Genomic DNA, 22,915 nt, shown 5'->3' with positions numbered 1-22,915 from the left:
GGAAAAACCGTCACCCAGCCGCTCAGGTCTACCCCAGAGGGTGTACCCAGCCCCCCTTTTCGACGGGGATCCTCAGCGGCGGTGGACGCTGATGGCGTAGCCACCGTCGTCGTAGGGGTCGGCGTCCCAAGTGGCGAAGCGGTCGACGAAGGTGAGGCCGGCCGCGGCGCAGTAGGCGTCGTACTCCGGCAGGGTGATGCTGGGCGGCACCGGCAGGTGGGCCTCGTCCAAGCCGAATCCGGCGACCATCAGACCGCCCGGGCGCAGGGTCGCGGCCAGGCGCGTGACCACCGCGAGCTCGGTGCCCGCGGCGAGAAGCGGGAAGATGTTGCCGGCGGCGACCACGAGATCGAAGTCCCCGGCCATAGTGACCGCGGCCGGGTCGAACTCCGCCAGGTCAGCCCGGATCCACGGCAGTCCCGGCGCCGCTTTCCGCGCCACCGCCAGCATGGACGGATCAAGATCCACGCCGACGCAGTCGTACCCGAGCTCGGCAAGGCGGATCATGACTCGTCCGGTACCGCACCCGGCGTCCAGCACCCGCGCTCCGGCGGGAACAAGTGCGGCGCAGAACCGCGCCTCACCGTGCATGTCCTTGCCGCTGTCGGCCAGAGCCGCGAACCGCGCGGCGTAGTCCTCCCCGGACGTCCCACCGGTCAGCTCGTCCCAACGGCTCATGGCGGCAAGGATATTGAGCCGGTCGCCGCGCCGGACAGTGGACGGCATGCCAATCGCACGGACGGCGGGGATGTCTTCCCGGGGTCGAGCCGCGATGAGCCGGACGGACCTTGAGCCGCTCGTACTGAAATTTCCGCGGACGGCGCCGGTCACACCTCCGGCAACCGATGGCCCCAACTTCCAGTAGACCACCGTGGTCCACCAGGCCCTGGATCTTCCTATTCTGCCTGGTTGATCGTATGGTCAGCTGCCTTGAGTGGTCTAACACGTATGCCTGGCGGCACCGCCGCGCAGGCAACACGCTGCTAGGAAAGGCCACGGGATAGGCAGCTCTGAGCTGTGGACGGAGGTCCCGCGATGCAGGCCAGTTACAACAAGGTGTCGGCTATCCGTGCGCGGTTGCTGCAACTCATCGAGGATACCGAGGCGGGCACGGCGCTGCCGTCCGAGCGCGAACTGGCCCGCGAGTGGGACGTCGCCCGGATGACCTTGCGCCGAGCGACCGACGAGCTGGTCGTCGCCGGTCTGGTGGTGCGCGAGCAGGGCCGGGGCACGTTCGTGGCGCGGCAGAAGATAGCCCGGCCGATGGCGATGCAGTCGTTCTCGGACGGCATCCGGGATCGGGGTCTGCGTCCCAGCAGCCGGGTGGTGGAGTTCCGGAGGCTGCGCCGCGGGGGCGTCCGGTCTCGGGTACTGCGCATTCCGTCCAACGATCCGGTCGTGCGGTTCACCCGGCTGCGCCTGGCCGAAGGCGAACCGATCGGCCTGGAGACCACCTGGGTCGGGGCGGGCCGGGTGCCCGGCCTGACGCAGGACGATCTCACCGGGTCGTGGTACGAGCTGCTGGCCGAGCGGTACGAAACACACATCCTCACCGGCACATCGGTGATCGAGATCGCCATGGCGTCGGAACGGGAAGCGCGGCTGCTCGAGTGCGAGCCCGGCGCGGCCCTGCTCCGTATCGAGACGACTAGTTACGGGAAAGCCGGCCGGGTCGTCGACTTCGGCGTCGACCTGTTCCGAGCCGACCGGTACTCCCTGATGACCGATCGCCTCGCCGTACGACCAATTGCCCGCCGGCCGCGGCTGTCGGCCGCGGCGCCCGCCTGATCAACACGAGGGATGACCGTCATGAAGAAGCTGAGCGCCGTCCTGGCGCTGTGCGTGGTCGGCGTCGCGATGACCGCGTGCGGTTCCGGAAGCAGTGGCAGTGGTGACAAGGTGCATCTGACGTTCTGGACGCACACCCACCCGCCGATGATCGCGCTGAACAAGAAGCTGATCGCCGAGTACGAGAAGGCGCATCCCAACGTCACGATCGACTACCAGCAGATCCCGAACACCGACTTCAACACGAAGATGCTCACGTCGCTGAGCAACGGCTCGGGACCGGACGTGATCAACATGGACGACGTGGCGCTTCGCGGCGACTACATCCCCAAGCGCCTGCTCGCACCGATGGACTCCGCCGCGCAGACCGCCGCCGAGGGACGGTACCTGCCCAATACGCTCGACGGCGCGAAGGGGCCGGACGGCAAGGTGTACGGGCTGCCCACCGAGTTCAACGCCACGGCGTTCGCCATCAACAAGGCGGCTTTCAAGAAGGCCGGCCTCGATCCGGCCGACCCGCCCAAGACGTGGGACGACGTGGCCGCCGACGGGAAGAAGCTGATCGCCGCCGGGCAGGGTGGGTTCAACTTCCTCTACCTCAGCGCCGGCCAGTACACCCAGCAGCTGCAGATCCTGCTGAACGAGACCGGTGGACGCATCGTCAGCGACGACGGCAAGAAGGCGACGATCGACCAGCCGCTCGGCGTGCAGGCGCTCGAGCTGTGGAACACCCTGGTGAACAAGGACAAACTCGGTGACCCGCACACCGCCTCCCACGACGCGACGGCGCCGTTCGCCGACTTCGAGGCGGGCAAGACGTCCATGACGGTCATGTACCCGTGGGGTGTCGGGCAGATCGCCCAGGACAACCCGAAGACCTACAAGAACATGGAAGTCGTGCCGCTGCCGCAGGTGGACCCGAGCAAGCCGAACGGCCGCTGGTACGGCTACTACATGGCGGTGAACAAGGCGTCCAAGCACCAGGCCGAGGCGTGGAAGTTCATCGACTACGTGACCTCGCAGAACCAGCGGTGGCTCACCGACGTCAACTTCATCCAGCCGGTCAAGGACTGGTCGTCGTCGCCGGCGGCGGCGAAGGTGCCGTTCCTGAAGGTCTGGGAACAGGCTTACCAGCAGGGGCGATTCGACGAGGTGGCACCGCACTGGGCCGAGGTGCAGGACGCCATCAAGACGGCGATCGAGAGCACCGTGCTGGACGGCAAGCCGGCCGGCTCGACCTTGAAGCAGGCGGCCGACACGATCAACCAGTCGCTGTCGGAGTGAGCGCCATGACGACCCTGAACGTACGGGCGTCGGCGCATCGCAAGATCATCGGTGCCGTGTTCGCGGTGCCGGCGCTGGCCCTGTTCGGCCTGTTCGCCGTCTACCCGATGGTCCGGGTGTTCTACATCAGCCTGTTCGACTACGACCTGACCAGCCCGCCGCACTGGGTCGGATTCGCCAACTACGGATTCCTGTGGCACAGCGAGCAGTTCCACCAGTCTCTCGAGGCCACCGGCTTCTACCTGCTGTTCACGTACGTGCCGGCCGTGCTGCTGGCCCTGCTGCTCGCGCTCGGCCTGGACACGAAACTGCCGGGCAGCGGCTTCATCCGGCTGCTGTACTTCGCACCGGTCGCCATGTCCTGGGTGGCCATCTCGGTGATCTGGCGACTGCTGTTCCAGCCGGACGGGTTGCTCAACCAGGTGCTCGGTACGCACACCCCCTGGCTGACCAGCGCCAAGTCCGCCGAGTGGGCGCTGGTGATCGCGAGCGTCTGGAAGGAGACCGGGCTCTTCCTGATCCTCTTCCTGGCCGGCCTGTCGAGGATCCCGCGCGAGCTGCGTGAGGCCGCATCCCTCGACGGGGCCGGGGCGTTCCGCTCGTTCCGGTACATCACGCTGCCGCTGCTCAAACCGATGACCGCGGTCGTGTGCGTGATGGCGGTGATCCGGGGCTGCCAGTCGTTCAGCCCGCAGGTCGTGCTGACGGGCGGCAGCTTCAAGACCCAGGTCGTCAACCTCTACGTCTACAAGACCGCCTTCGAGAACGCCCGGATGGGACGCGCGTCCGCGGTGGCGGTGCTCCTGTTCTTCGCACTGCTGATGGTGACCATGCTGCAACTGCGCCTGTTCCGGTCGGGTGAGCGATGACGGACGTGCTCAAGCGGCCTCCCGTAGCGGTGTCGTCCGCCACCCCGGTACGCCGGCGTCGACGGCGAGTGAACGTTCGTGCGGTCGTGCTGTACGGCCTGCTGCTGCCCGGCGGTTTGCTGTTCGCGTCGGTGTTCGTCTACGCGGTGCTGTCGGCGCTGAAGCCGGCCGACGAGGTGCTGTCGACGCACTGGTGGCCGAGCCGGTTCGTGTGGTCGAACTTCACGCTGCCGTTCACGACGGTGCCGTTCGCCCGCTACTACCTGAACAGCGTGGTGGTGGGCGTGGCGGTCACGCTGCTGAACGTCGTCACGTGCACGCTGGCCGCCTACAGCTTCTCGAAGTTCTCCTACCGCGGGCGGACGTTGCTGTACCTGATCGTGCTGGCGACCATGATGATTCCGCTGGAGGTCATCTACGTCCCGCTGTACGCCCTGGTCTTCAAGCTGCACTGGGTGAACAGCTTCGCCGGTCTGATCGTGCCGGCCGGCACGAGCGCGTTCGGCATCCTGCTGATGCGGCAGAGCATCAACGGCCTGCCCGACGAGGTCCTCGACGCCGCCCGGCTCGACGGCGCGGGCGAGATGCGCATCCTGTGGCGCATCGTCGCACCGATGATGACCGCACCCATGTCGGCGCTCGCGCTCGTCGTGTTCATGACCACCTGGGACAGCCACCTGTGGCCGCTGCTGGTGGGCAGCGATGACGGCCACAAGACGCTGCCGGTCGGCCTGGCGGCCATGCAGGCCGACAACGCCGGCGCCACCGGCATCCCCATGCTCGTGGCGGCGGCGGTCATGGCCGTGCTGCCCACCCTGTTGCTGTTCTGCTTCCTGCAGAAGCGATTCGTCGAGGGGATCACGATGTCGGCGGGCATTCAATGAGCGAATTCGCCGTGGACGGCGGGCAGACCCGGCTGCGCCTGGGGCTGGTGGTCGACGGCGCGGTGCGCGATGTCGTGGAGCACGACGGCTTCCGGTACCGCCCGTCCGTGGACCCGGTGGACAGCACCGTACGAGCGGTATGCGCCGCCGTCGACGGACGCCCGGTCGGCCGCATCGCCCTGGGCCTGACCAGCGCACCGTCCACGGTGGACGGTGCTCGTCGCATGGCACGAGCGATGTTGGACGCGATCGGCGCGGACGAGGTGCTGATCGCCGGTGACGTGGTGACGGCGCACGCCGGTGCGCTGGGCGGCGGCCCCGGCGTCGTGATCACGGCCGGCACCGGCACGAACTGCCTGGGCGTCAACGGCGACGGGACCGAGCACGCCGACGGGTTCGGCCACCTGCTCGGCGACGACGGCAGCGGCTTCTCGATCGGCCGGTCCGGCGTGGCCGCCGCGCTGCGCGCCCGTGAAGGTCGCGGTCCGGCCACGTCCCTGGTCGACGTCCTCGACGCGCACTTCGCCGACGTCCCGGACTTCCCGCATGGCATCTACAGCACGGTCAATCCGGTGGCGTCGATCGCGTCGTTCACCCGGGCGGTCGTCGCGGAGGCCCGCGCTGGGGACGCCGTCGCATCGGAGCTCTGGGCGCGGGCGGCCGATCGGCTCGTCGACACCACCATGAGCGTGGTGCGCCGCTGCTTCCCGGATGCGGCCGAGGTGCCGGTCTCGTACACAGGACGGCTGTTCGACGTGGCCGACCTGCTGCGCGAGCCGTTCGTGGCCGGCCTGGCCGCGCGCTGCCCCGAGGCGCGGGTGCGCGAGCCGCAGGGTGCCCCGATCGACGGGGCCGCCCGGCTGCTCGGCGAGCATCCGTACGGCACGCTGGTCACCCGGGAGGCGCGATGATCTTCCCGCGCGGCTCGCTGGTCGTGTCCTGCCAGGCGCCGCCGGCCAGTCCGTTCCACGGTCCGGCCGGGATGACGCTGATGGCGCGGGCGGCCGCGCTCGGTGGGGCGGCCGGCATCCGGGCCAACGGCGCCGCCGACATCGCCGCGATCCATGCCGCCGTCGACCTGCCGATCATCGGTATCTCCAAGACCGGCGACCCGGACGGCGTGTACATCACGCCGACGTTCGCAGCGGCGGCACCGCTGGTCTCGGCGGGCGCCTCCATCGTCGGCCTCGACGCGACGCTGCGGCCACGGCCGGAAACGTTGTCCGGCCTGATCGCCCGCATCCACGGTGAGCTGGGTGTTCCGGTGCTGGCCGACGTCGACTCGGTGGCCGCCGGCGTGGCCGCGGCCTCGGCCGGCGCCGACCTCGTCGCGACGACGTTGTCCGGCTACACCGGCGGTCCCGTGCCGTCAGAACCGGATCTGGAGCTGGTACGCGGCCTGGCCGTAGAGCTCTCCTGCCCGATCGTGGCCGAAGGGCGCTACGTCACGCCGGCGGACGTGTCGGCCGCCTTCGACGCCGGCGCGACCGCCGTCGTCGTCGGTACGGCGATCACCAATCCCACCGCCATCACGCGCCGGCTGGTGGAGCGATGAGGATCGGTGCCGCGTCCTCTCCGCTGGCCGTACCCCTCGGCGCTGCGCTCGGCGGCTATGCCGACCGGGTCGGCGGCGCCACCGGCACTCTGGACGAGCTGCAGGTGTGGTGCGTTCGCCTCGGCGGCCTCACCCTGGTCGTCGCCGACGTGGTGTGCGTGCGCGGCGACCTGGCCGACTCCGTGTCAGCGGCGCTCGGGGGCGGCCCGGTCTGGACGACCGCCACGCACACGCACTCGGGTCCCGACCTGAACTGCGGGCCGGGCATCCGGCCGACGCCGGCACCGTGGCTGGAGGCGATCCCGGCAGCGGCCGCCGAGGCGGCATCGCGCGTCGTCGTGGCGGACGCGGCGCTGGCGTGGCACGCCGGCGCCCTGCACGGGGTGGGTTCGGTACGCGCGCGTACGGACGGCGCGCCGTCCGTACCGGCGGACGTGCTGGCGGCCCGTGACGATGACGGCAGGCTGCGGGGAGTGGTCGTGGTGTCGCCGATTCACCCGACCGTGCTGCCGGCGGGCAACACCAGGGTCAGCGCCGACCTGGCCGGGGCGGTGCGCCGCGCCGTGCGACGGCGACTCGGCCCGTCGACCTGGGTCGTCGTCGCCACCGGCTGCGCCGGCGACATCAGCACGCGGATGACGCGGCGCGCCTCGACACCAGAGGAGTGCGACCGCCTCGGCGAACTCGCCGCCGCGCAGATCGTCGACGTCCTGGCCACGGAGCCGATCCACCTCGAACGCGGCGACCCGCCGGTCCAGGCCGGGACGCGAACCCTGCGACTGCCCATCCGTCCGGCCGAGGACGTGCCGGCGGCGCCGTCCGGCGACGGCCGCATCGCGCACACGTATCGGCAGGGCCTGGCGGTCGCTCGCGAGCGGATGACCCGCCACCCCGACGGCGTCGCCATGCTGCGCGTCGACACGGTCCGACTCGGCGCCATCCGGCTGGCCGGAATCGGCGCCGAACCGTACCTGGCGGTACGGGACCTGGTCGACGGCGTCGTCCTCGGCTACGCGAACGGCTACGCCGGTTACCTACCGGATGCCGATGCCTTCGAGACGCCTGGCTACGAGGTGCTGTCCAGCCCGTTCCGGCCCGACGCGGCCGGCCGGGCGACGCGCGCCATCAACGAGATGTTCGAAGCGGAGGAGAGTGATGACTGACACGGTGCAGGTCGGCCAACAGGCGTGCGCGGAGATCATGCGCGATGCCGTTGACCGCGTGATCGAGACGCAGGTCGACAACATCGCGGCCGCGGCCGAGCTGGTCACGAAGTCGCTGCTCGCCGACGGCGTCATCCAGATGTTCGGCACCGGGCACTCCCGGTCGTTCGCCATGGAGATCGTCGGCCGCGCCGGCGGGCTGATCCCGGCGAACGGCCTGTCCGTCAAGGACCTCGTCATGTACGGCGGGGTACCTCCGGAGGAGATCCTCGACCCCTCGCTGGAACGCGACCCGAGCCTCGCCGCGCGCATCCTCGCGCTGGCGAACGTCCACCCTCAGGACGTGTTCATCATCGGGTCGAACTCCGGCGGCAACGGCGCGGTCGTCGAGCTCGCCCGGCTGGTGAAGGAGCGCGGCCACCCGGTCGTCGCGGTGACGTCGCTGAACCACTCGCGGCAGATCGAGTCCCGGCATCCATCGAAACTGCGACTGTTCGAGCTCGCCGACGTGGTGATCGACAACGGTGGCGTCTTCGGCGACGCCGCGCTGAACCTGCCGTCGGGTGCCGCGATCAGCGCGACCTCGTCGCTCACCAGCGTGCTGATCGCCCAGCTGCTGGTGACGGAGGTCTGCGGCAGGTTGCTCGCCGCGCACCAGGACGTCCCGGTGTTCATCTCGGCCAACATCCCCGGCGGCGACGAACACAACCAGGCCGTACTCGCCCACTACACCGGCCGGGTCCGGCTGGGTGAGCCCTGATCGACGCCCCCGAGTCCGAAGGAGGACCCATGACCCGGCCCAGCCGCCGTGACATCCTCAAGTTCAGCGGAGCCGCCGGTGCGGCCGGCCTGCTCGGCGGCACCACCGCCGGTCGCGCCGCCGCCCAGCCCCGTGCCGCGCAGGCCGCTGCGCGGCAACCGATGTCGGCCCCGCCGCCCGGCATCGGTTCGCGCGGCTACTACATCACGTTCTGCCGCATCCCGACCGCCGGCTACGACACCTGGCGATCCATCTTCGACACGTTCGCCGACGACGGCATCCAGCACGTGATCATGTGGATGGGCGGAGCATTCCGGTCGCGGAAGTACCCGATCACCTGGCAGTACAACCGTCATCACGCGAACGTGCGGCACGACTTCGTGGGCCGGCTGATCGACTACGCGCACACCCGTGGCGTCAAGGTCCTGCTCGGGTTCACGCCGTACACCTACGACGGCACCAACCAGTACGCGCTCGAGCGTCCGGACCTCAAAGGCGTGCAGGCGAACGGGAAGCTGGCCCGCCTGCAGGGCATCGACTCATGGGGCTACAACCTCGACCCGACCAAGGCCGACGCGCGGACGTTCATGCTGAACTACGCACGCGAGATGTACTTCGACTTCTACCCGAACGCCGACGGGCTGTTGATCGAGTCCTCGGACATCGACATCTGCGTCGGCGGCGCATGCGGCGGCGCGTCGCACTACTACGAGCTCGAGTACGAGTTCGTCCGGCAGATCTCCGAGGACGTGTGGGCGCACGATCCGGACGCGCAGATCCTGATCCACCCCAACTACTTCACCGGGGGCTCGAACGGTGCCGACAAGCCCTACGACCCGCGGTGGGGCCTGATCTTCTCGCCGTGGACGGTCAATCTCGACCTGGTCAAGCGGGCGTCGTACTCCTATTACTTCGACCTCGACGTCATCAGCCAGTCACCGCCGTACATGAAGGCCAGTGCGCGCTACGTGCGCGACCACGGATTCGCGGGCTACCTGCCGTCGCAGGAGTTCTTCACGTTCGTGCCCAAGCATCCCGAGATAGGCGAACCGGGGATCGTCGGACGCCAGCTGCATCCGTTCGGCATCGACGTGATCGGGCTGGACGCCAACCCGTACGTCGACCCGCTCGTGTCCGTCAACCGCATCGCGTACCGCGAGTACATGCGCGACCCGGACCTGTCCGACGCCGAGTTCCGCGCGGCGCTGGGCCGCTCGGTGTTCGGAGACACCGCCACCGATCAGGACATCGACGACCTGATGTTCCTGCACGACTGCTTCTACTGGAACAAGTCGCTGTTCTCCCCGTCGGCGCAGGCCGATCCGTCCGTGCTGCGCGACAACCTGGAACGCGGGCTGCTCGGCATCGCCGACCTACGCAAGATCCAGAACGGGCTCGACGCGCTGCCGGCGGTGGCCCGCCGGGTGACCGCCTCGCGCAACCCGCGCGTCCGGGCGCTCGGCGAGCACGCGGCGCTGATGCGGCGGAACTGGGATCCCGGCTCACGGCACCTGCTGGCCGCCCACCTGCGCTGAACGATCAGGGTCGGCCGGTCTCCGGGCTCGTTCTGTGCGCATGGGCGAACTCGGCGGGCGTTTCGACTACCTCTCGCGGCCGGAGAACGCCGAAGAGGCGGCGCTTTTCACCGTGTCGATGACGGACTTGTCCGGACATAGCCATGCTCTGCGTGACCGGCGGTACAGAACGAGACCTCAAGATTTGCCGATTAATGGTTGACTTGCCGGTTCCTGCCGGATCTGAACCGGGGAGTCCGTCTCTGTCGACGGCCGCAGAAATCCGGAGGTCAGACCATGCCGTTCTCAAAGCCGACCAATGGTTTCCGCCTGCACTATCTGCGATCCGGAGAAGGCCGGCCGGTGGTCCTCGTCCACGGTAACCCGGGTGACAACAAGGAGTACTCCAAGCTGCTGCCCCTGCTGACACCCCACGCTGACGTGGTCGTCCCCGACCTGAGGGGCTACGGCAAGTCGGACAAGCACCTGACGGACGTGGGCAACGCCTACGCCCTGTCCGGGCAGGTGGACGGCGTCATCGCGCTGATCGACGAACTCGGCATCAGCGACGCGGTCTTGTGCGGATACGACGTGGGCAGCTTCACCGTCCAGACGATCGCGGTGAAGCGCCCCGACCTCGCTGAATCTCTGGTGATCGCGCCACCGACGATGGGAGTCGGCCGGAGGATTCTGGAGGAGAAGGCGGTCAACGCCTTCCTCCACGCGATCCTCTACAAGACGACCCTGGTAGAGGATCTCATCGACGGCAAGCCGGATGCCGTCCGCGCCGCGCTGAAGGAGAACCTGCAGAACTGGTCGGCTCCAGGCTCCGAGGTCGTGGACGAGCTGCTGGACCATCTGACCGAGAACCACTCCGCCCCGGGTGCCTTCGTGGCCGGCGTCATGTGGTTTCGCTTTCCGGAGGGGAACCCCATCACCTATTACGCCAACGAGAAGAAACCGGATCCCGCTGACAGGTTCGCCAAGCCCATCACCATCCTCTGGCCCGACAAGGATCCGCTCTTTCCGCCGGAATGGAGTGACAATCTGTCCGACTTCTACAGTGACTTCACACTCCACTTCATGAAGAACGTCGGACACTTCAGCCCGCTGGAAGCACCGGACGTCTGGGCCGAACATATTCTGGAGCACGTGCGTGCGGCCTAGCAGAAGCCGGCCGTGCCTTGTGGGTGTCACGACTAGGGGGCCGGCATCGTGGCCTTGAGGGCTTGGAGCTCCGTGCGGCCCTCCTCGGCTCGTCCCGGCACCAGCAACAGCGTGACCGCGCGCTCGAACCGGGCGCCGATGCGTTCCCACCGGGTCACCGACTCGATCGCCGGCCGGACGTCACCGGTGTGCCGGGCGGTGGCGCGCGCCAGGCAGGCCGCCGCCCAGTCGTTCTCGGCGGCGGCGGATTCGGCCGCCGCGAGCCGGTCACCGGCGTCGGGCAGTCCCGCGACGACCGCGAGTTCGGCCCCGGCCGCGTGGGCGTAGGCCAGCCACCACTTCTCCGGGAACGACGCGAGCGCGGCATCGACCAACCGCTCCGGGTCGGCGTACCGGCCGGTGTGCACGGCGACCCGGGCATCGGCGAACGCGGCGGCCGCCGCCAGCGCCGATGACTCGGCCGCATCGTCGACGTGTGCGATCCGCAGCGCGCGCGAACGCCACTCCTCGAACCCGGGGAGGTCGCCGCGCAGGCCGTTGACCAGTGCGGCGATCGCGGCGGCCGAGGACGGCCAGTCGCCGCGCAGCGCGGACAGCTCCCCGTCCGCGACACCGGTGGGCGCGTGCTGCCAGCCGTCCCAGAGGATGCCGGCCTGGGCGAGTGCCTCGTCGAACCGGCCGGTCAGGCCGTACAACCGGACCAGCCTCGGGGCGGTGATGGCCGGGTGCACGCCGATCAGGTCCTGCCGTACGGCCTGCTCCGCGATGGATCTCGCGGCCGGCAGATCCCCTGCCGCGAGCGCGGAGGTGGACGCCACGTGGAACAGGTCGGTCAGCTCGGCCGCGACGGCGGGCTCGTGCCGTGGCGCGGTGACGGCCAGCCGGAGCCGTTCGTCGGAGAGCCGGTGTGCCTGGCGCAGGCGCCCGGCGTTGGCCAGCGCGGTGCCGAGCGCGTCCAACGCGCCGATGACCAGCGCGGCGTCCCCTGTGCGCCGCGCGGCCGCCGCCGCGTCGCGCGACAGCTCCAGGTCCGGTTCGAGCGATCCCTGTCCCGATACCCACGCTCGCGCCATCGCGAGCAGGGCGGCGGCGCGCTCATCGGCCGGGTCGGTCAGGTCGGTCGCCTCGGCCAGCAGCGTGAGCACGCGATCGCGCGGGACCGGCTCGATGAAGCACATCGAGTACCGCGTGGCCGCGATCGCGGCCGTGGCGAGGGCCATGGCTCGCGCGGTCGGGTGTCGTGCGCGGGTGGCCGCCTCCCGGAGCAGCCCGAAGGCGGTTTCCCCGGCGGAGATGGTGAGTGCGGCCCAGGCCGCCGTGATGAAATCGGGGGCCGGGTCCGGCGCGAGGTCGGCGGCGGTGCGGTAGTACTCGCCGGCGGCCACGACCAGACCGCGGGCGAAACTGAGATGGGCGAGCGATTTAGCGAGCCGGTACGCGGTGCCGTCCCGGTTCGCCCGGGTGAGCGCGTGTCGCAGGTCGTCGGCGACCACGTCGAACTCGGCGGGTGGGAGCCCGTCGATCCGCGACTCGAGGCCGGCCGCGGTGTCCGCGGCCCAGCGCACGTAGCGCGGCCGCACGTCCTCGCCGCTCGCCGTCAGCTCCTGAACGGCGACCGCCCGAACCGTCTCGAGCAACCACCAGCGAGCGTTCTGGAACACGACGATGCTGCGGTCGACCAGTCGGCCGAGCAGGTCGGCGACCGCGCCGACGTCGTGTTCGGGATTGAGGGCCCTGACCGCGTCCAGGTCGAACCCGCCGACGAACACCCCCAGCCTGCGGAACAGGCGGCGCTCCTCGTCGTCGAGCAGGTCGAGGCTCCAGCCGATCACCTCGTCGAGCGAATGGTGCCGGTGATCCGCTCCGCGGCCGCCGGAGATCAGCCGCAACCGGTCCTGCAGCGCGACATGGAGGCCGTCGACGCCGAGCGACGCGGTCCGCGCCGCGACCAGCTCGATCGCCAGCGGCATGCCGTCGACCGCGGCGCACAGTCGCTCGATCGCGGCAGGTTCGGCGGTGAGAGCGGGGTTGACCGCGTGAGCGCGGTCCAGGAACAGCCGCTGCGCCTCGGCGCCGAGCGGCGGCACCGGCACCAGCACCTCCCCGGGAATGCCCAGGCGTTCGCGGCTGGTCGCCAGGATCGTCACATGCGGGCAGGACCGGAGGATCCGCGCCACCAGCGCGCACACCTCGGCGATGACGTGTTCGCAGTTGTCCAGCACCAGCAGGGTCCGGTGCGACCGCAGCCGGTCGATCACCGCGTCGGCGGGCGTCCGCGGCGGCCGTTCGGCGACGCCGAGAACCCGAGCGACCGCCTGATCGACCCCACCGCCGCGTACCGGCACGAGATCGACGAACGCGGTGTCCACGGCGAGGCTCGCGGCGACCTCGACGGCCAGCCGGGTCTTTCCCATGCCGCCGGTCCCCACCAGGCTCACCAGCCGCGCGGTGCGCAGCGCCGAGGACACCACGGCGCGTTCGTGCTCGCGTCCGATGAACGACGTCGGGTACGCCGGGAGCTCACCGCCGTCCGCCGGGGTCTCCGCGAGCGTGGCCAGTGTCCGGCGATCGGGGACACCGGCCTTGCGCAGCAGGGCGGAGACGTGGCTTTCCACGGTCCGTACGGACAGGTGCAGGTGCTCCGCGATCTGCGCGTTCGACTGGTGACGGCGGATCGCCGCGAGTACCTCGGCCTCCCGCTGGGAAACCCGGTCGAGCCATTCCATCTGGTCACCCTATTCACGCGGATCCGTGGCCGGCACGGATGTGCTCAGGTCTCCTCCGGGCGACGCTGAAGCCATGACCGCACAGCAGACGGCCCGCCGGATCATCGAGGCCGGCAACTACCTGACCCTCGCCACCGCGAACCGCGACGGCCGGCCCTGGGCGTCGCCCGTGTACTACACCCCGGATGGCGGCATCGACTTGTTCTGGGTGTCCCGGCCGGGCAGCCGCCACTCCCGCAACATCGCCGAGCGCTCCGAGGTCGGCATCGTCATCTACGACTCCCAGGTCCCGCTCGGCGACGCCGAGGCCGTCTACCTGACCGCCCGCGCGGAACAGGTGGGCGAAGCGGACCTCGAACGGTACGCCGGGGTCTTCCGCCGCCGCCGGCCTGAGCTGGCGTCGTTCACGCCCGAACGGCTGCGGACCCCCCACCCGCTCCGGCTCTACCGTGCCCATGTCCTGGAAGCGTCCGTCCTGCTCAACGACGACGGCCCGGACATTCGCGTACCCGTGCGGGTGCCGGTCTGACGCCGTCTAGCGGCGTACTTCGAACTTAAGGTGGAGCACCCGGTCGCCCCGGATGACCACGTGGGGATCCTCCAGCAGGTGCTGCCCGTCGATGCCGCCGAAGTAGCGTTTGCCCGACCCGAACACCACCGGCACCACGTCCATCGCCACCTCGTCCACGAGGCCGGCCGCGAGGATCTGGCCGCCCACGTCGCCGGCGTTCACGCTGACGGTGCGCTCCCCGGCGAGCTCCTGCGCCTTGTCGATCGCGGCCCTCACGTCATCGACGAAATGGTACGACGCCTCGGGGTGCCATCCCTCGGGCTTGGGCCGGTGGGACACCACGACCACGTGCTCGCCCGCGGGTGGCTGACCCTCCCAGCCGTTCACCAGGTCGAACAGGGTGCGGCCCATCACGATCACGCCGATCGTCTCCCACATCGGCCGGACGTACTCCGCCGATGCGCGGGAGACCCTGAAGCGGCTTCCCACCGCGGAGTGGTCGTACTGCTGGTCGCCATCCTCGGTGATCGGGGTGTCCCCGCTGAAGTACCAGTCGTGGAGGGGCCCCACGTCGTCGTTCTCGTCGGCGATGAAGCCGTCCACCGACACCACGTTGTGCATGATCACCGTACCCATGGGTTCTCCTTGAGTCTCCTTGCGCGTTTGCCCCCGATCTTGTCGGTACGGAGGAGGTCTGGGCTTGTAAGAAATCAATGGCCCTTCTCATTCGGGTCCCGCGACAATGGCCGACGTGGAAGAGGTCCGTCGACCGCGTCGCCGGCGGCGTGGGCCGCGGCGGGTGCCGACGTGATCCGCGCGTGGTGGTCGTTGCGCAGCCTGCTGGCGGTCCGCTGGCTGGTCGAGCACGGGTTCGACCCGTCCTCGCCGGGCTGCGAGGTCGACGTGCTGAGATCCCATGCGGCAGGCCGCTGAAAAGGCATCAGGCAGCGGGCATCGGACCGCTGTCCGGCGGGAATCCCCGCTCGGCGGGGAACCGGCGCCGCAGGGCCAGGTATTCCGTCGGGGTGTGGCCGGTGAAGTCCTTGAACTCCCTGCTGAAGTGGGCTCGGTCGAAGTAGCCCGCCGTGTGAGCGAGATCCGACCAGTCGACCGGACGCAGGGCGTCCACGGACAGGATCAGTCGCGCGAAACGGTAGATCCGCGCCACCCGCTTCGGGGTGACGCCGACATGGAACTTGAACTGCGTGGCCAGGTGATTGCCGCTCACCCCGGCGGCGTCGGCCAGCGCGCCGACCGGGACCGCGCCGTGGGCGGTCTCCAGCCGCCCGCCGGTGTGCTGGACCAGGCCGAGCCCGCGCGACGGCGCCTCGGCGAGGCGCGAGCGCAGCTCCTCCTCCAGGACCCGCAGTGTCCCGGTGGCCGACGTCATGTCGCCGACCTGGTCGCGAATCCGGTCCAGGGACCGTTGCCAGACGGCGTCGACCGGCACCCATCGGTCCCGCAGCTCGGTCGCCGGCATGTCGACGAACGGCGAGCTTCCCCAGGGCTTGAAGTGCACCCCGACGAGCCGCACCCGTGCCGGGTACTCGACGAGGAAACGCCGGGTCCACACGCCCATGAACCACCCATCGGTCAACACCGCCGACGGCACCGAAGGGTCGGAATCCCGCAGGCGGACGGGTTCGCCCAGGTTGATGAACAGGTGCGCCGACGGCATCGGCGGGACGTTCATCCGGCGGTGGCGTGGCACGCCGGTCAGGCAGTAGATGTCGTCGATGAACCGGTCGAGCGGCGGTGCGGGCACGCGGCCGACGTACTCCATGGACTCAGTGTGGCCGAGCGGTGCTTCGGCCGTCGCGGGACGTCCCGGTTCACAGGCACATCCAGCAGTACAGATGGTCGTCCGCGAACAGCACGCCCACGACATCTGCTCCCATCGAGCGCCTGATCTCTGTGTGAGAGATCATTATTCGGGCCGGTAAGCGTGGAATGGGGGACGAATGGCGAAGCCTCGCCCATTGCGGCTGGGGGATCCGCCTCAACTGGGCGTCTACCGCCTGGAGGGCAGGCTCGGCGAGGGCGGTCAGGGGATCGTCTACCTGGAGCGCGATGCCGAGGGACGGCAGGTGGCGGTCAAGCTGCTGCGGTCCCACCTTGGCCAGGACGAGGCGGTGCGGGCGCGGTTCGCCCGCGAACTGGCGGTGATCGAACGCGTCGCGGGGTTCTGCACGGCGCAGGTGATCGACGCCGATGTGGTGGCCGCGGTCGGAGCCTGGATGTACGCCCCGGGACGAGGTCCGGCGGACTCGCTCGCGCTGCCCACGGGCGGATCGGAGATCTTGAAGATCGCCTCGGCCGACGCGAGGGCCTTCGAGAGCTACGACTATCGCACCTTCGACGCGGACGCGCGGTCGGCCCGAAGCAGGATGACCAGCGGCTTGCGGCAGCAGTACGACTCCGAGATGACGACCGCCCGTCCCGTGGCGCTGAAACAGAAGATCGTGAACGTGGCGTCGGTGGTCGCCGCCGGGCTCGAGTCGACGCGCGGTGCTCGAGCCAACGTCCTGCTCTCCCTCGACCAGCGGATCACCAGAGCGGGGGAGACGCCGACGGCGAGTCAGGCCGAGGTCCGGGCCGCGCTGGTCCGCCGGCAGGGACAGTGGTGGCTTGACCAGGTCACGCCGCTGCCCGCGGCTCCCGCCGATCTCGAGGGCGCCTCCTGGCCCGGCCGGAAGGTCTCCGCGGTGCTCAAGGCCGCGCAGTCGTGTATCCGCGCGATGTACTCCGTCGACCATCGGGCCGTCGACGGCACGTTCACGGCCGTCCGGGCGTGCGCCACCGGCGAGTTCCGTGATCAGTGGGTCGGTTCCGAGGCTCAGCTCAGATCGGCCTACGTCACCGAGCAGAGCGTCTCCAGGGTCAGGGCGATCGACGTCTCCCCCGGCGCCTCGACGGGTCCGTCACAGGCCACCGTGCTCGCCGCCGTGGGCACCGAGGTGCGGACGAAGACGACGCCGTCGCCGACCAAGAAGACCGTCCCCCCGATGCAGGTGACGATGAACCGCGTCGGCGGTCGGTGGTTGATGGCGAAAGTGGCCTACGTCGGCTGATCTGCGGGCTTGGTCGTTGTCCTGATTTGGCCAGGCAGGGACCTTCTCTCCGGAAGAATTCGGTTTAGTATCCGACTACGCATAAACGGGGTAATCGGTGCTGAGGCCGGAGAGGGGGAGCCGGTAAGTTTTGGCCTCTCGCCGCAATGGGCGCGGAATGGCGCGTGCGGGATCCCCTGGTACTACCAGGGCATCCATTTCAAGTCGATGTCCCTCGATCGACAGAACAACGTCCAGTTCTACACGTCCCAGGTGGACAGCGCGAACTGGATCTACTACGTCGACGGGCGCACCGGCAAGATCCTGGCGCGACAGGGGGCGCCGAAGAACGTCGACTTCCACTGCAATCTTCGCTTCGAGAACGACGGCAATTACATCGACATCGTGAACGATGACGGCAGTACCCAGGACGTCCTCGCCTACGCCTACTCCGAACTGAAGTCGTGGGTTCAGATAGCGATGAGCGGCCTGGGTGCACTCCTGAAGAACAATTCAGGCCCGCACGCCACTTGAGTGAAGTTGCTCGTGGGAGCCTGACCGCCGTCCAGGCGTTTTTTCAGGGATGTGGTGGGGGCCGGGGTTGCCGTGCGCGCGTTTCACCGGAGGTAACAGATGACCGTGCCCAGCGGCCGCGCGTTCGACGGACCGGCCCCCATCGAGGTGACCCGAGGCGCGGGTGTGATGCCCGATGATCCGGACCAGTCCGGCGTCTCCCAGGATCCGGTGCCGGACCTGGACGAGGCGGAGCACGCCGCGTTACTCGCCGCCGCGGGCGGCACGACCGCGTACGCGATCATCGCCTACGAGGCGAGCCAGATCGGCACCGGCGAGTCCCCGCCCGGTTCCAACCACAACAAGTACACGTCCTGGTACGGCGGAGACGGGGCCTGGTGCTTCATGTTCCAGAGCTACGCCTTCGACAGACTGGGCGCGCTCCATCTGATCTTCGGCAAGCAGGCGAGCCCGAGCACATCGGCATCGTGGAGAAGGTCGTCTCCGGTTCGGTGATCCAGACGATCGAGGGCAACACCTCGGACCACGTCATGCGCCGCACACGTTCGCGGTCCTACGTGTACGGCTACGCCACCCCCAAGTACGGTGCCGGCGGTGACGCCGGCGACTGGACGGAGAAGATCGTGCGGCGACTGCCCACCCTGAAGCCGGGCGACACCGGGTACGCCGTGTGGACGCTGCAAGGGCTCCTGAACGCACGTGCCGACGGCGAACAGCAACCGCTCGTCATCGACGGTGGGTTCGGCTCCGCCACCGAGGACCGCGTCAGGCAGGAGCAGTCCCAGCACAGGATCGCCGCCGATGGTCAGGTCGGCCCGCACACCTGGTCGATCCTCATCCTCGGCGAAGACGTCGTCTGACGTCCGCACTCGGGATGCGGCGGGCTATTGGGATACTCCGGCCATGGACGCGACTGTGAGGGCGGACGGGGCGAAACCGGGCATCGAGCCCATCGAGTGGGTGCTGCGTGCCGCCGGGCCGGCGGACGTCGAGGTGATCGCGGAACTGCGGGCGACGGTGATGCGCCCGGACCTGGAGCGGCTGGGGCGGTTCGACGAGCACCGGGTCCGGCAGCGGTTCCGGGACTCCTTCTCCGAGCGGCACACATCGGTCATCGTGGTCGACGGCGCCTTCGCGGGCTGCGTCACCGTACGCCCGGCCGAGGACGGGCGGTGGCTGGAGCATTTCTATCTCGCTCCGGACCTCCAGGGCCGAGGCCTCGGGTCGGCCGTCCTGCGGACACTGCTGCGGCGGGCCGACGCCGACCGCGTGCCCGTCCGACTGAACGTCCTGCAGGGCAGCGCCGCCCAGCGGCTGTACGAGCGCCACGGGTTCACCGTGGAGGCCCAGGACCCGATCGACGTCTTCATGGTGCGACAGCCGGCCGCGGCCGTACGCCGTCCTCCGCACGACTGAGCGCGTCGTCACAGCCCGCGCAGTGCGGCGACCGCGGTTCGCAGCCGGTCCCGCAGCCACTCGTCCTGCCAGATGATGTCGTCGTCGATGCCCGAGACGACGATCCGTTCGTCGCGGCGGGCGAGCCGGTCGAGCTCCGCGACGGCGTCCACGGCGCCCATGTCGACCAGCAGCGGTACCGCGCCGCCACCGCCGTACGGCGCCGTGATCGCCGCGATCAGCGGGGTGACCAGCTCGGCCGGAGGGACGCCGAGCCGCCACAGCGCGCGGGCGGACGCCACCGCGCACCAGTGGTCGTCGAGCCGGTCGCGCAGGACCGGCTCAAGGTCGGCGACGGCCGGCGGGTGCGCGGCGGCCAGGTCCGCGACCAGGTCGGCCGCGCGGCTCGCGGGCGGGCCCTCGGAGGCGAGGACGGCGCACACGGTCGGCAGCGCCGGCGCCGGGTCGCCGGTCGCGGCCGACAGCACGCGGGCCGCGAGAATCTGGATGTCGCACTGCGGGTACGTCGCGGCCACGGCGCCGGTGAGGTGCCGGCGTGCGGCGGGGACCAACGGCAGCAGGCGGGCGCCCACCTCGCCGAGGTCGTACGAGGTCGCGGGCGGCCGTGCCCGGTCACCCGTCAGCAGGCCGTTCAGGGCCTCGACCAGCCACTGCGGATCCCCGGCCACGCGCCACACGTCGATGGCGGGTTCCAGCTCGCCGGTCCGTTCGGCGAGCGCCCGCAGGTGCGGCACCGTCTCCGCGGTGGCGTGGCCCATCCGCGCCAGCGCGCGGGACACCGCCTCGCCCGCGTGCGGCAGCGCCGCCAGCAGCTCCGGAACGGCGGGCGCGGCATCGGAACCCCACTGGCCGAGGACCGCGGCCAGGACCGCCGTCACCGCGGCGTCCGCGCCGGCGAGCCGCCGCCGTACCTCGTCGAGCGTCTGCCGGCTCCACGGCATGCCCTGGCGCAGCAGCCGGATCCGCCCCGTGTCGTGCCCCTCGGCGATGGCCGCGCAGACCGGGTCGATCCAGCCGGGGTCGCCCAGCGACATCAGGGTCTCCACGGCCTTGAGCTCCGGGGTGATCGCCACCTGATCCGCCGTCCGCGGATACCGCGCGGCGATCGCACGGAGTTCGCCGGCGAACAGCGCGGACGCGGCCCCGGACCGGCGCAGCGCCCCGACGGCCTCACCGCGTACGCCCTCGTCCGGGTCGTCCAGGAGCGGACGCACCATCGGCAGCAGCAGCGCCGGAGCCGTACGCCGGGCCTGGCCGCGTACCGTCATCCCCCACACGCCCGCACGGCGGACCTGGGCGGAAGACGACGCGAGCATCTGTTCCAGAAGGGCGGCGGCGAGGGCGTCATCCGCCACGGCCAGCAGTTCGTCGGTCCAGTCGGCGTGACGCTGCCAGGCGTACTCCACCTCGGCGTCGTCCATGACGCCGACCACGGCGGCCGCCGCGCCGTCCGGCCACGCCGCGCCGTTCCGTGTCAGGGCCAGCGCGGCGGCGACCCGCTCCGCCGGGGGAGCGTGCACGACCGCGTGGGAGAGGGGCTCACCGGACCGGACCGGGTCGAGCAGGCCGAGCGCGAGCGCGAGCGAGGCGCGTACCTCCGCGTCCTCCTCGACCGCCCAGCGGTCCCACAACGGTGCCGGCGGCGCGGCGCACTGGGCGAGGGCGTACGCGGCGGCCGCACGCACCTGCGGGTCGGGGTCGCCCAGGAGCGGCGGCAGGACGTCGGCGTGCGCGGCGATCGCCGCTCTGACGGCGTCGAACGCGGAGCCGTACGCGTGGTGGGGATCGGACAGCATGCCGAGCAGCCAGACGAACTCGTCGCGCGGTTCCGGTGCGCACCGCGCCAACTCGGTGAGGAACGGCACGGCCGCCACCGTGGCGGAGTAGACGGTGCCCTGGTGAAAGACGCAGCCGTACAGCTCCGCGAGCGCCTCCCCGGCCTCGTCTCCGCCTGCCGCCGCCCGGCGCAGCAGGTCGGGAACGTCACCGGCGTCTCCGTACGCGTGACCCAGCTCCGACCATGCGACGTCGTCCAGTCCATCGAGCATCGGCGCACTCTATCCAGACCGTCTGTCGCGGCCTGTACCTGACCGGAGTCAGTAGCCGGACGGCAGCCGCTGGAGGCGGTTCACGTCGTCCGGCGGGCCGGGTTTGCGGCCCCACAGCATGAGCAGCCGGGCGGCCGGGGAGCCCACCACGGTGGGCTCCCCGGCCGCGCCGGTCAGCGACATCCGCGGAGTCCCAGCGGTGGATCGTGCACTCGTTGCGCATGTGCGAGGAGAACGAGCCGACCTTGAACGGGCGGCCCGTCCAGGCCGGATCGGCGTCGGGGTCGTCGGCGAGCACCGCGGCGACCGCTCTCCGCATGCGCTCTTCGTAGCGCTCGACCGCCTTCAGCAGGGCGGCGCCGGACAACTCGCGGAACGGTGGTTCGCGTTCCTCGACCGAACGCGTCGAGGTCAGCGGGCTGCCCTGCGCGTACGTCTCGACGTGCCGGAGCGCCTCCTCGTGGTTGCCGGCCAGGTGCGCGCCGATGTGGTGAACCGTCCACGTGTCGCAGGTGCTCAGCGCGTTGGGTGGCAGGTCCTGCAACGCCGTGAGGAAGGCCTCCGCCTCGCGCGGCCGGTCCGTCATGGCCGGCGCTTCGCGGCCGGCGATCACTGAGCGATTGACAAGCGGAATCCGGGTTCCGTAACGTACCCGTCGATATCAAACGGAATCCGAATTCCGATTCCAGTGCAGAGGGGCAGAGAGCTCGTGATCGTCATCACCACTCCCACCGGCCAGATCGGCCGCCAGGTTCTCGACAACGTCCTCGCCGGCGGCGCGCCGGTCCGGGTGCTCGCGCGGGACCCGTCTCGCCTCTCCCCGCGGGTCCGCGAGCGCGTGGAGGTCGTGTCGGGGTCGTTGGACGACCTCGGCGTCCTCACCGAGGCGTTCGCGGGGGCGGACAGCGTGTTCTGGCTCGTGCCGCCGACGCCCACCGCCGACAGCATGCGGGACCGCGCCCTGGAGTTCACCCGTCCGCTGTGCGACGCCGTCAGGAGTCAGGGCGTCGAGCGCCTGGTCTACGTCTCGGCCCTGCGCCGCGACGGGGACACCGGGCACGGGTCGACCTCGCTGATCATGGACGAGATGATCGAGAGCACCGGCGTGAGCTGCCGGGCCCTGCGGATGCCCGGGTTCATGGAGAACGTGCTCCAGCAGCTCGAGCCGCTCAGGAGCCAGGGCGTGTTCTTCTTCCCGGTGTCCGGGGACCGGAGGCTGCCGACGTGCGCCACCCGTGACATCGCGGCCACCGCGGCCCGGCTGCTGCTCGACGACTCCTGGAGCGGGCAGGCCGGCGTCCCGATCCTCGGGCCCGAAGACCTGTCCTACAACGAGATGGCGCAGATCATGTCCGAGGTGCTGGAGCGGCCGATCCGCTACCAGCGGGTGCCCGCCGACGCGTTCAAGGCCAACCTGGTGCGGAACGGGATGAGTGACGGCTGGGCCCAGGGACTGGTCGACCTCCTCGCCGAGGTCGACCAGGGCGTCTACAACGCCGAGCCGCGCACCCCGCGGTCCAGCAGCCCCACCACCTTCCGCCAGTGGTGCGAGGACGTGCTCCGGCCCGCCGTCCTCGGCTGAGCGGGCTCGCCGGTAAATACGTTTGCCCGCCGGTTCGCGGCCCGCCTAATATCGGCTCGGTTCT

General features: G+C 70.2%; 24 protein-coding genes. 18 read left to right on the top strand and 6 right to left on the bottom strand.

The features are described 5' to 3' along the window. Positions 1-72 precede the first annotated feature (72 nt). The gene (locus QSK37_RS14320; RefSeq protein WP_285620559.1) at positions 73-678 is read right to left on the bottom strand and encodes a class I SAM-dependent methyltransferase; all 606 of its coding nucleotides are present in this window, start codon (positions 676-678) and stop codon (positions 73-75) included. 357 nt (positions 679-1,035) lie between these two features. Between QSK37_RS14320 and QSK37_RS14315 the strand changes: the two genes are divergently transcribed. The 10 genes from QSK37_RS14315 to QSK37_RS14270 all read left to right on the top strand — a co-directional run bounded on the left by QSK37_RS14315 (position 1,036) and on the right by QSK37_RS14270 (position 10,984). Beyond that, positions 1,036-1,788 (top strand): GntR family transcriptional regulator, encoded by a 753-nt coding sequence (locus QSK37_RS14315; protein WP_285620557.1) that lies wholly within the window; start codon positions 1,036-1,038, stop codon positions 1,786-1,788. 21 nt (positions 1,789-1,809) lie between these two features. After that, positions 1,810-3,072: an ABC transporter substrate-binding protein gene (locus tag QSK37_RS14310; protein ID WP_285568368.1), complete on the top strand. Its 1,263-nt coding sequence runs from the start codon at positions 1,810-1,812 to the stop codon at positions 3,070-3,072. Between the two features lie 5 nt (positions 3,073-3,077). Beyond that, positions 3,078-3,941 carry a carbohydrate ABC transporter permease gene (locus QSK37_RS14305; RefSeq protein ID WP_285568370.1) on the top strand — a complete coding sequence of 288 codons (864 nt, stop codon included), beginning with the start codon at positions 3,078-3,080 and terminating at the stop codon, positions 3,939-3,941. 68 nt (positions 3,942-4,009) lie between these two features. Beyond that, positions 4,010-4,825 (top strand): carbohydrate ABC transporter permease, encoded by an 816-nt coding sequence (locus QSK37_RS14300; protein ID WP_285620551.1) that lies wholly within the window; start codon positions 4,010-4,012, stop codon positions 4,823-4,825. After that, the gene (locus tag QSK37_RS14295) at positions 4,822-5,736 is read left to right on the top strand and encodes an N-acetylglucosamine kinase (protein ID WP_285620549.1); all 915 of its coding nucleotides are present in this window, start codon (positions 4,822-4,824) and stop codon (positions 5,734-5,736) included. The genes QSK37_RS14300 and QSK37_RS14295 overlap by 4 nt, the downstream gene beginning before the upstream one ends. Continuing rightward, positions 5,733-6,380: an N-acetylmannosamine-6-phosphate 2-epimerase gene (locus QSK37_RS14290; RefSeq protein WP_285620545.1), complete on the top strand. Its 648-nt coding sequence runs from the start codon at positions 5,733-5,735 to the stop codon at positions 6,378-6,380. The genes QSK37_RS14295 and QSK37_RS14290 overlap by 4 nt, the downstream gene beginning before the upstream one ends. Beyond that, positions 6,377-7,543: a hypothetical protein gene (locus QSK37_RS14285; protein WP_285620542.1), complete on the top strand. Its 1,167-nt coding sequence runs from the start codon at positions 6,377-6,379 to the stop codon at positions 7,541-7,543. Before QSK37_RS14290 ends, QSK37_RS14285 begins: the two co-directional genes overlap by 4 nt. After that, positions 7,536-8,303 carry a sugar isomerase domain-containing protein gene (locus QSK37_RS14280; protein ID WP_285620540.1) on the top strand — a complete coding sequence of 256 codons (768 nt, stop codon included), beginning with the start codon at positions 7,536-7,538 and terminating at the stop codon, positions 8,301-8,303. The genes QSK37_RS14285 and QSK37_RS14280 overlap by 8 nt, the downstream gene beginning before the upstream one ends. Positions 8,304-8,332: 29 nt before the next feature. Beyond that, positions 8,333-9,838, top strand: coding sequence for a twin-arginine translocation signal domain-containing protein (locus QSK37_RS14275; protein ID WP_285620537.1), 1,506 nt, complete (start codon positions 8,333-8,335; stop codon positions 9,836-9,838). A gap of 276 nt (positions 9,839-10,114) precedes the next feature. After that, positions 10,115-10,984, top strand: a complete 870-nt coding sequence (locus QSK37_RS14270) for an alpha/beta fold hydrolase (RefSeq protein WP_285620535.1) — start codon at positions 10,115-10,117, stop codon at positions 10,982-10,984. A 32-nt stretch (positions 10,985-11,016) separates the two neighbouring features. Here the strand turns inward: QSK37_RS14270 and QSK37_RS14265 are convergent, their stop codons facing one another. Continuing rightward, entirely contained in the window at positions 11,017-13,710 is a 2,694-nt protein-coding gene (locus QSK37_RS14265; RefSeq protein WP_285620533.1) for an ATP-binding protein, read from the bottom strand. 73 nt (positions 13,711-13,783) lie between these two features. Between QSK37_RS14265 and QSK37_RS14260 the strand changes: the two genes are divergently transcribed. Further along, positions 13,784-14,239, top strand: coding sequence for a pyridoxamine 5'-phosphate oxidase family protein (locus QSK37_RS14260; protein ID WP_285620531.1), 456 nt, complete (start codon positions 13,784-13,786; stop codon positions 14,237-14,239). 6 nt (positions 14,240-14,245) lie between these two features. Here QSK37_RS14260 and QSK37_RS14255 read toward each other — a convergent pair whose 3' ends face one another. Next, positions 14,246-14,857 carry a dihydrofolate reductase family protein gene (locus tag QSK37_RS14255; protein ID WP_285620528.1) on the bottom strand — a complete coding sequence of 204 codons (612 nt, stop codon included), beginning with the start codon at positions 14,855-14,857 and terminating at the stop codon, positions 14,246-14,248. 171 nt (positions 14,858-15,028) lie between these two features. On the opposite strand from QSK37_RS14255, the gene QSK37_RS14250 reads away from it, so the two are divergent. Further along, positions 15,029-15,154 carry a hypothetical protein gene (locus QSK37_RS14250; RefSeq protein WP_285620526.1) on the top strand — a complete coding sequence of 42 codons (126 nt, stop codon included), beginning with the start codon at positions 15,029-15,031 and terminating at the stop codon, positions 15,152-15,154. 7 nt (positions 15,155-15,161) lie between these two features. Here the strand turns inward: QSK37_RS14250 and QSK37_RS14245 are convergent, their stop codons facing one another. Further along, positions 15,162-16,004 (bottom strand): AraC family transcriptional regulator, encoded by an 843-nt coding sequence (locus QSK37_RS14245; RefSeq protein ID WP_285620524.1) that lies wholly within the window; start codon positions 16,002-16,004, stop codon positions 15,162-15,164. 178 nt (positions 16,005-16,182) lie between these two features. Between QSK37_RS14245 and QSK37_RS14240 the strand changes: the two genes are divergently transcribed. The 5 genes from QSK37_RS14240 (at position 16,183) to QSK37_RS14220 (ending at position 19,221) form a co-directional block, all read left to right on the top strand. Beyond that, the gene (locus tag QSK37_RS14240; protein ID WP_285620521.1) at positions 16,183-17,292 is read left to right on the top strand and encodes a protein kinase family protein; all 1,110 of its coding nucleotides are present in this window, start codon (positions 16,183-16,185) and stop codon (positions 17,290-17,292) included. Positions 17,293-17,499: 207 nt separating this feature from the next. Next, a complete protein-coding gene (locus QSK37_RS14235; RefSeq protein WP_285620518.1) occupies positions 17,500-17,805 on the top strand; it encodes a hypothetical protein in 306 nt (101 codons plus the stop codon). 99 nt (positions 17,806-17,904) lie between these two features. Next, positions 17,905-18,300: a hypothetical protein gene (locus tag QSK37_RS14230; protein ID WP_285620516.1), complete on the top strand. Its 396-nt coding sequence runs from the start codon at positions 17,905-17,907 to the stop codon at positions 18,298-18,300. Continuing rightward, on the top strand, positions 18,273-18,665 hold the full coding sequence (locus QSK37_RS14225) for a peptidoglycan-binding domain-containing protein (protein WP_285620513.1): 393 nt from the start codon (positions 18,273-18,275) through the stop codon (positions 18,663-18,665). Before QSK37_RS14230 ends, QSK37_RS14225 begins: the two co-directional genes overlap by 28 nt. Before the next feature lie 43 nt (positions 18,666-18,708). Next, positions 18,709-19,221, top strand: a complete 513-nt coding sequence (locus QSK37_RS14220) for a GNAT family N-acetyltransferase (protein WP_285620510.1) — start codon at positions 18,709-18,711, stop codon at positions 19,219-19,221. An 8-nt stretch (positions 19,222-19,229) separates the two neighbouring features. Here the strand turns inward: QSK37_RS14220 and QSK37_RS14215 are convergent, their stop codons facing one another. Both QSK37_RS14215 and QSK37_RS51730 read right to left on the bottom strand, forming a co-directional pair. Next, complete coding sequence (locus QSK37_RS14215) at positions 19,230-21,269, bottom strand: hypothetical protein (protein ID WP_285620508.1); 2,040 nt, start codon at positions 21,267-21,269, stop codon at positions 19,230-19,232. Next, positions 21,205-21,855: a maleylpyruvate isomerase family mycothiol-dependent enzyme gene (locus tag QSK37_RS51730; RefSeq protein ID WP_432705564.1), complete on the bottom strand. Its 651-nt coding sequence runs from the start codon at positions 21,853-21,855 to the stop codon at positions 21,205-21,207. Before QSK37_RS51730 ends, QSK37_RS14215 begins: the two co-directional genes overlap by 65 nt. Before the next feature lie 123 nt (positions 21,856-21,978). On the opposite strand from QSK37_RS51730, the gene QSK37_RS14200 reads away from it, so the two are divergent. Then, positions 21,979-22,851, top strand: coding sequence for an NmrA family NAD(P)-binding protein (locus QSK37_RS14200; protein WP_285620495.1), 873 nt, complete (start codon positions 21,979-21,981; stop codon positions 22,849-22,851). The last annotated feature ends 64 nt before the right edge of the window (positions 22,852-22,915 follow it).

The organism is Actinoallomurus iriomotensis, assembly GCF_030269445.1.
Lineage (GTDB): Bacteria > Actinomycetota > Actinomycetes > Streptosporangiales > Streptosporangiaceae > Actinoallomurus > Actinoallomurus iriomotensis.
The sequence above is the reverse complement of the archived record's forward strand: the minus strand, read 5'-3'. Positions and strand labels throughout refer to the sequence as shown.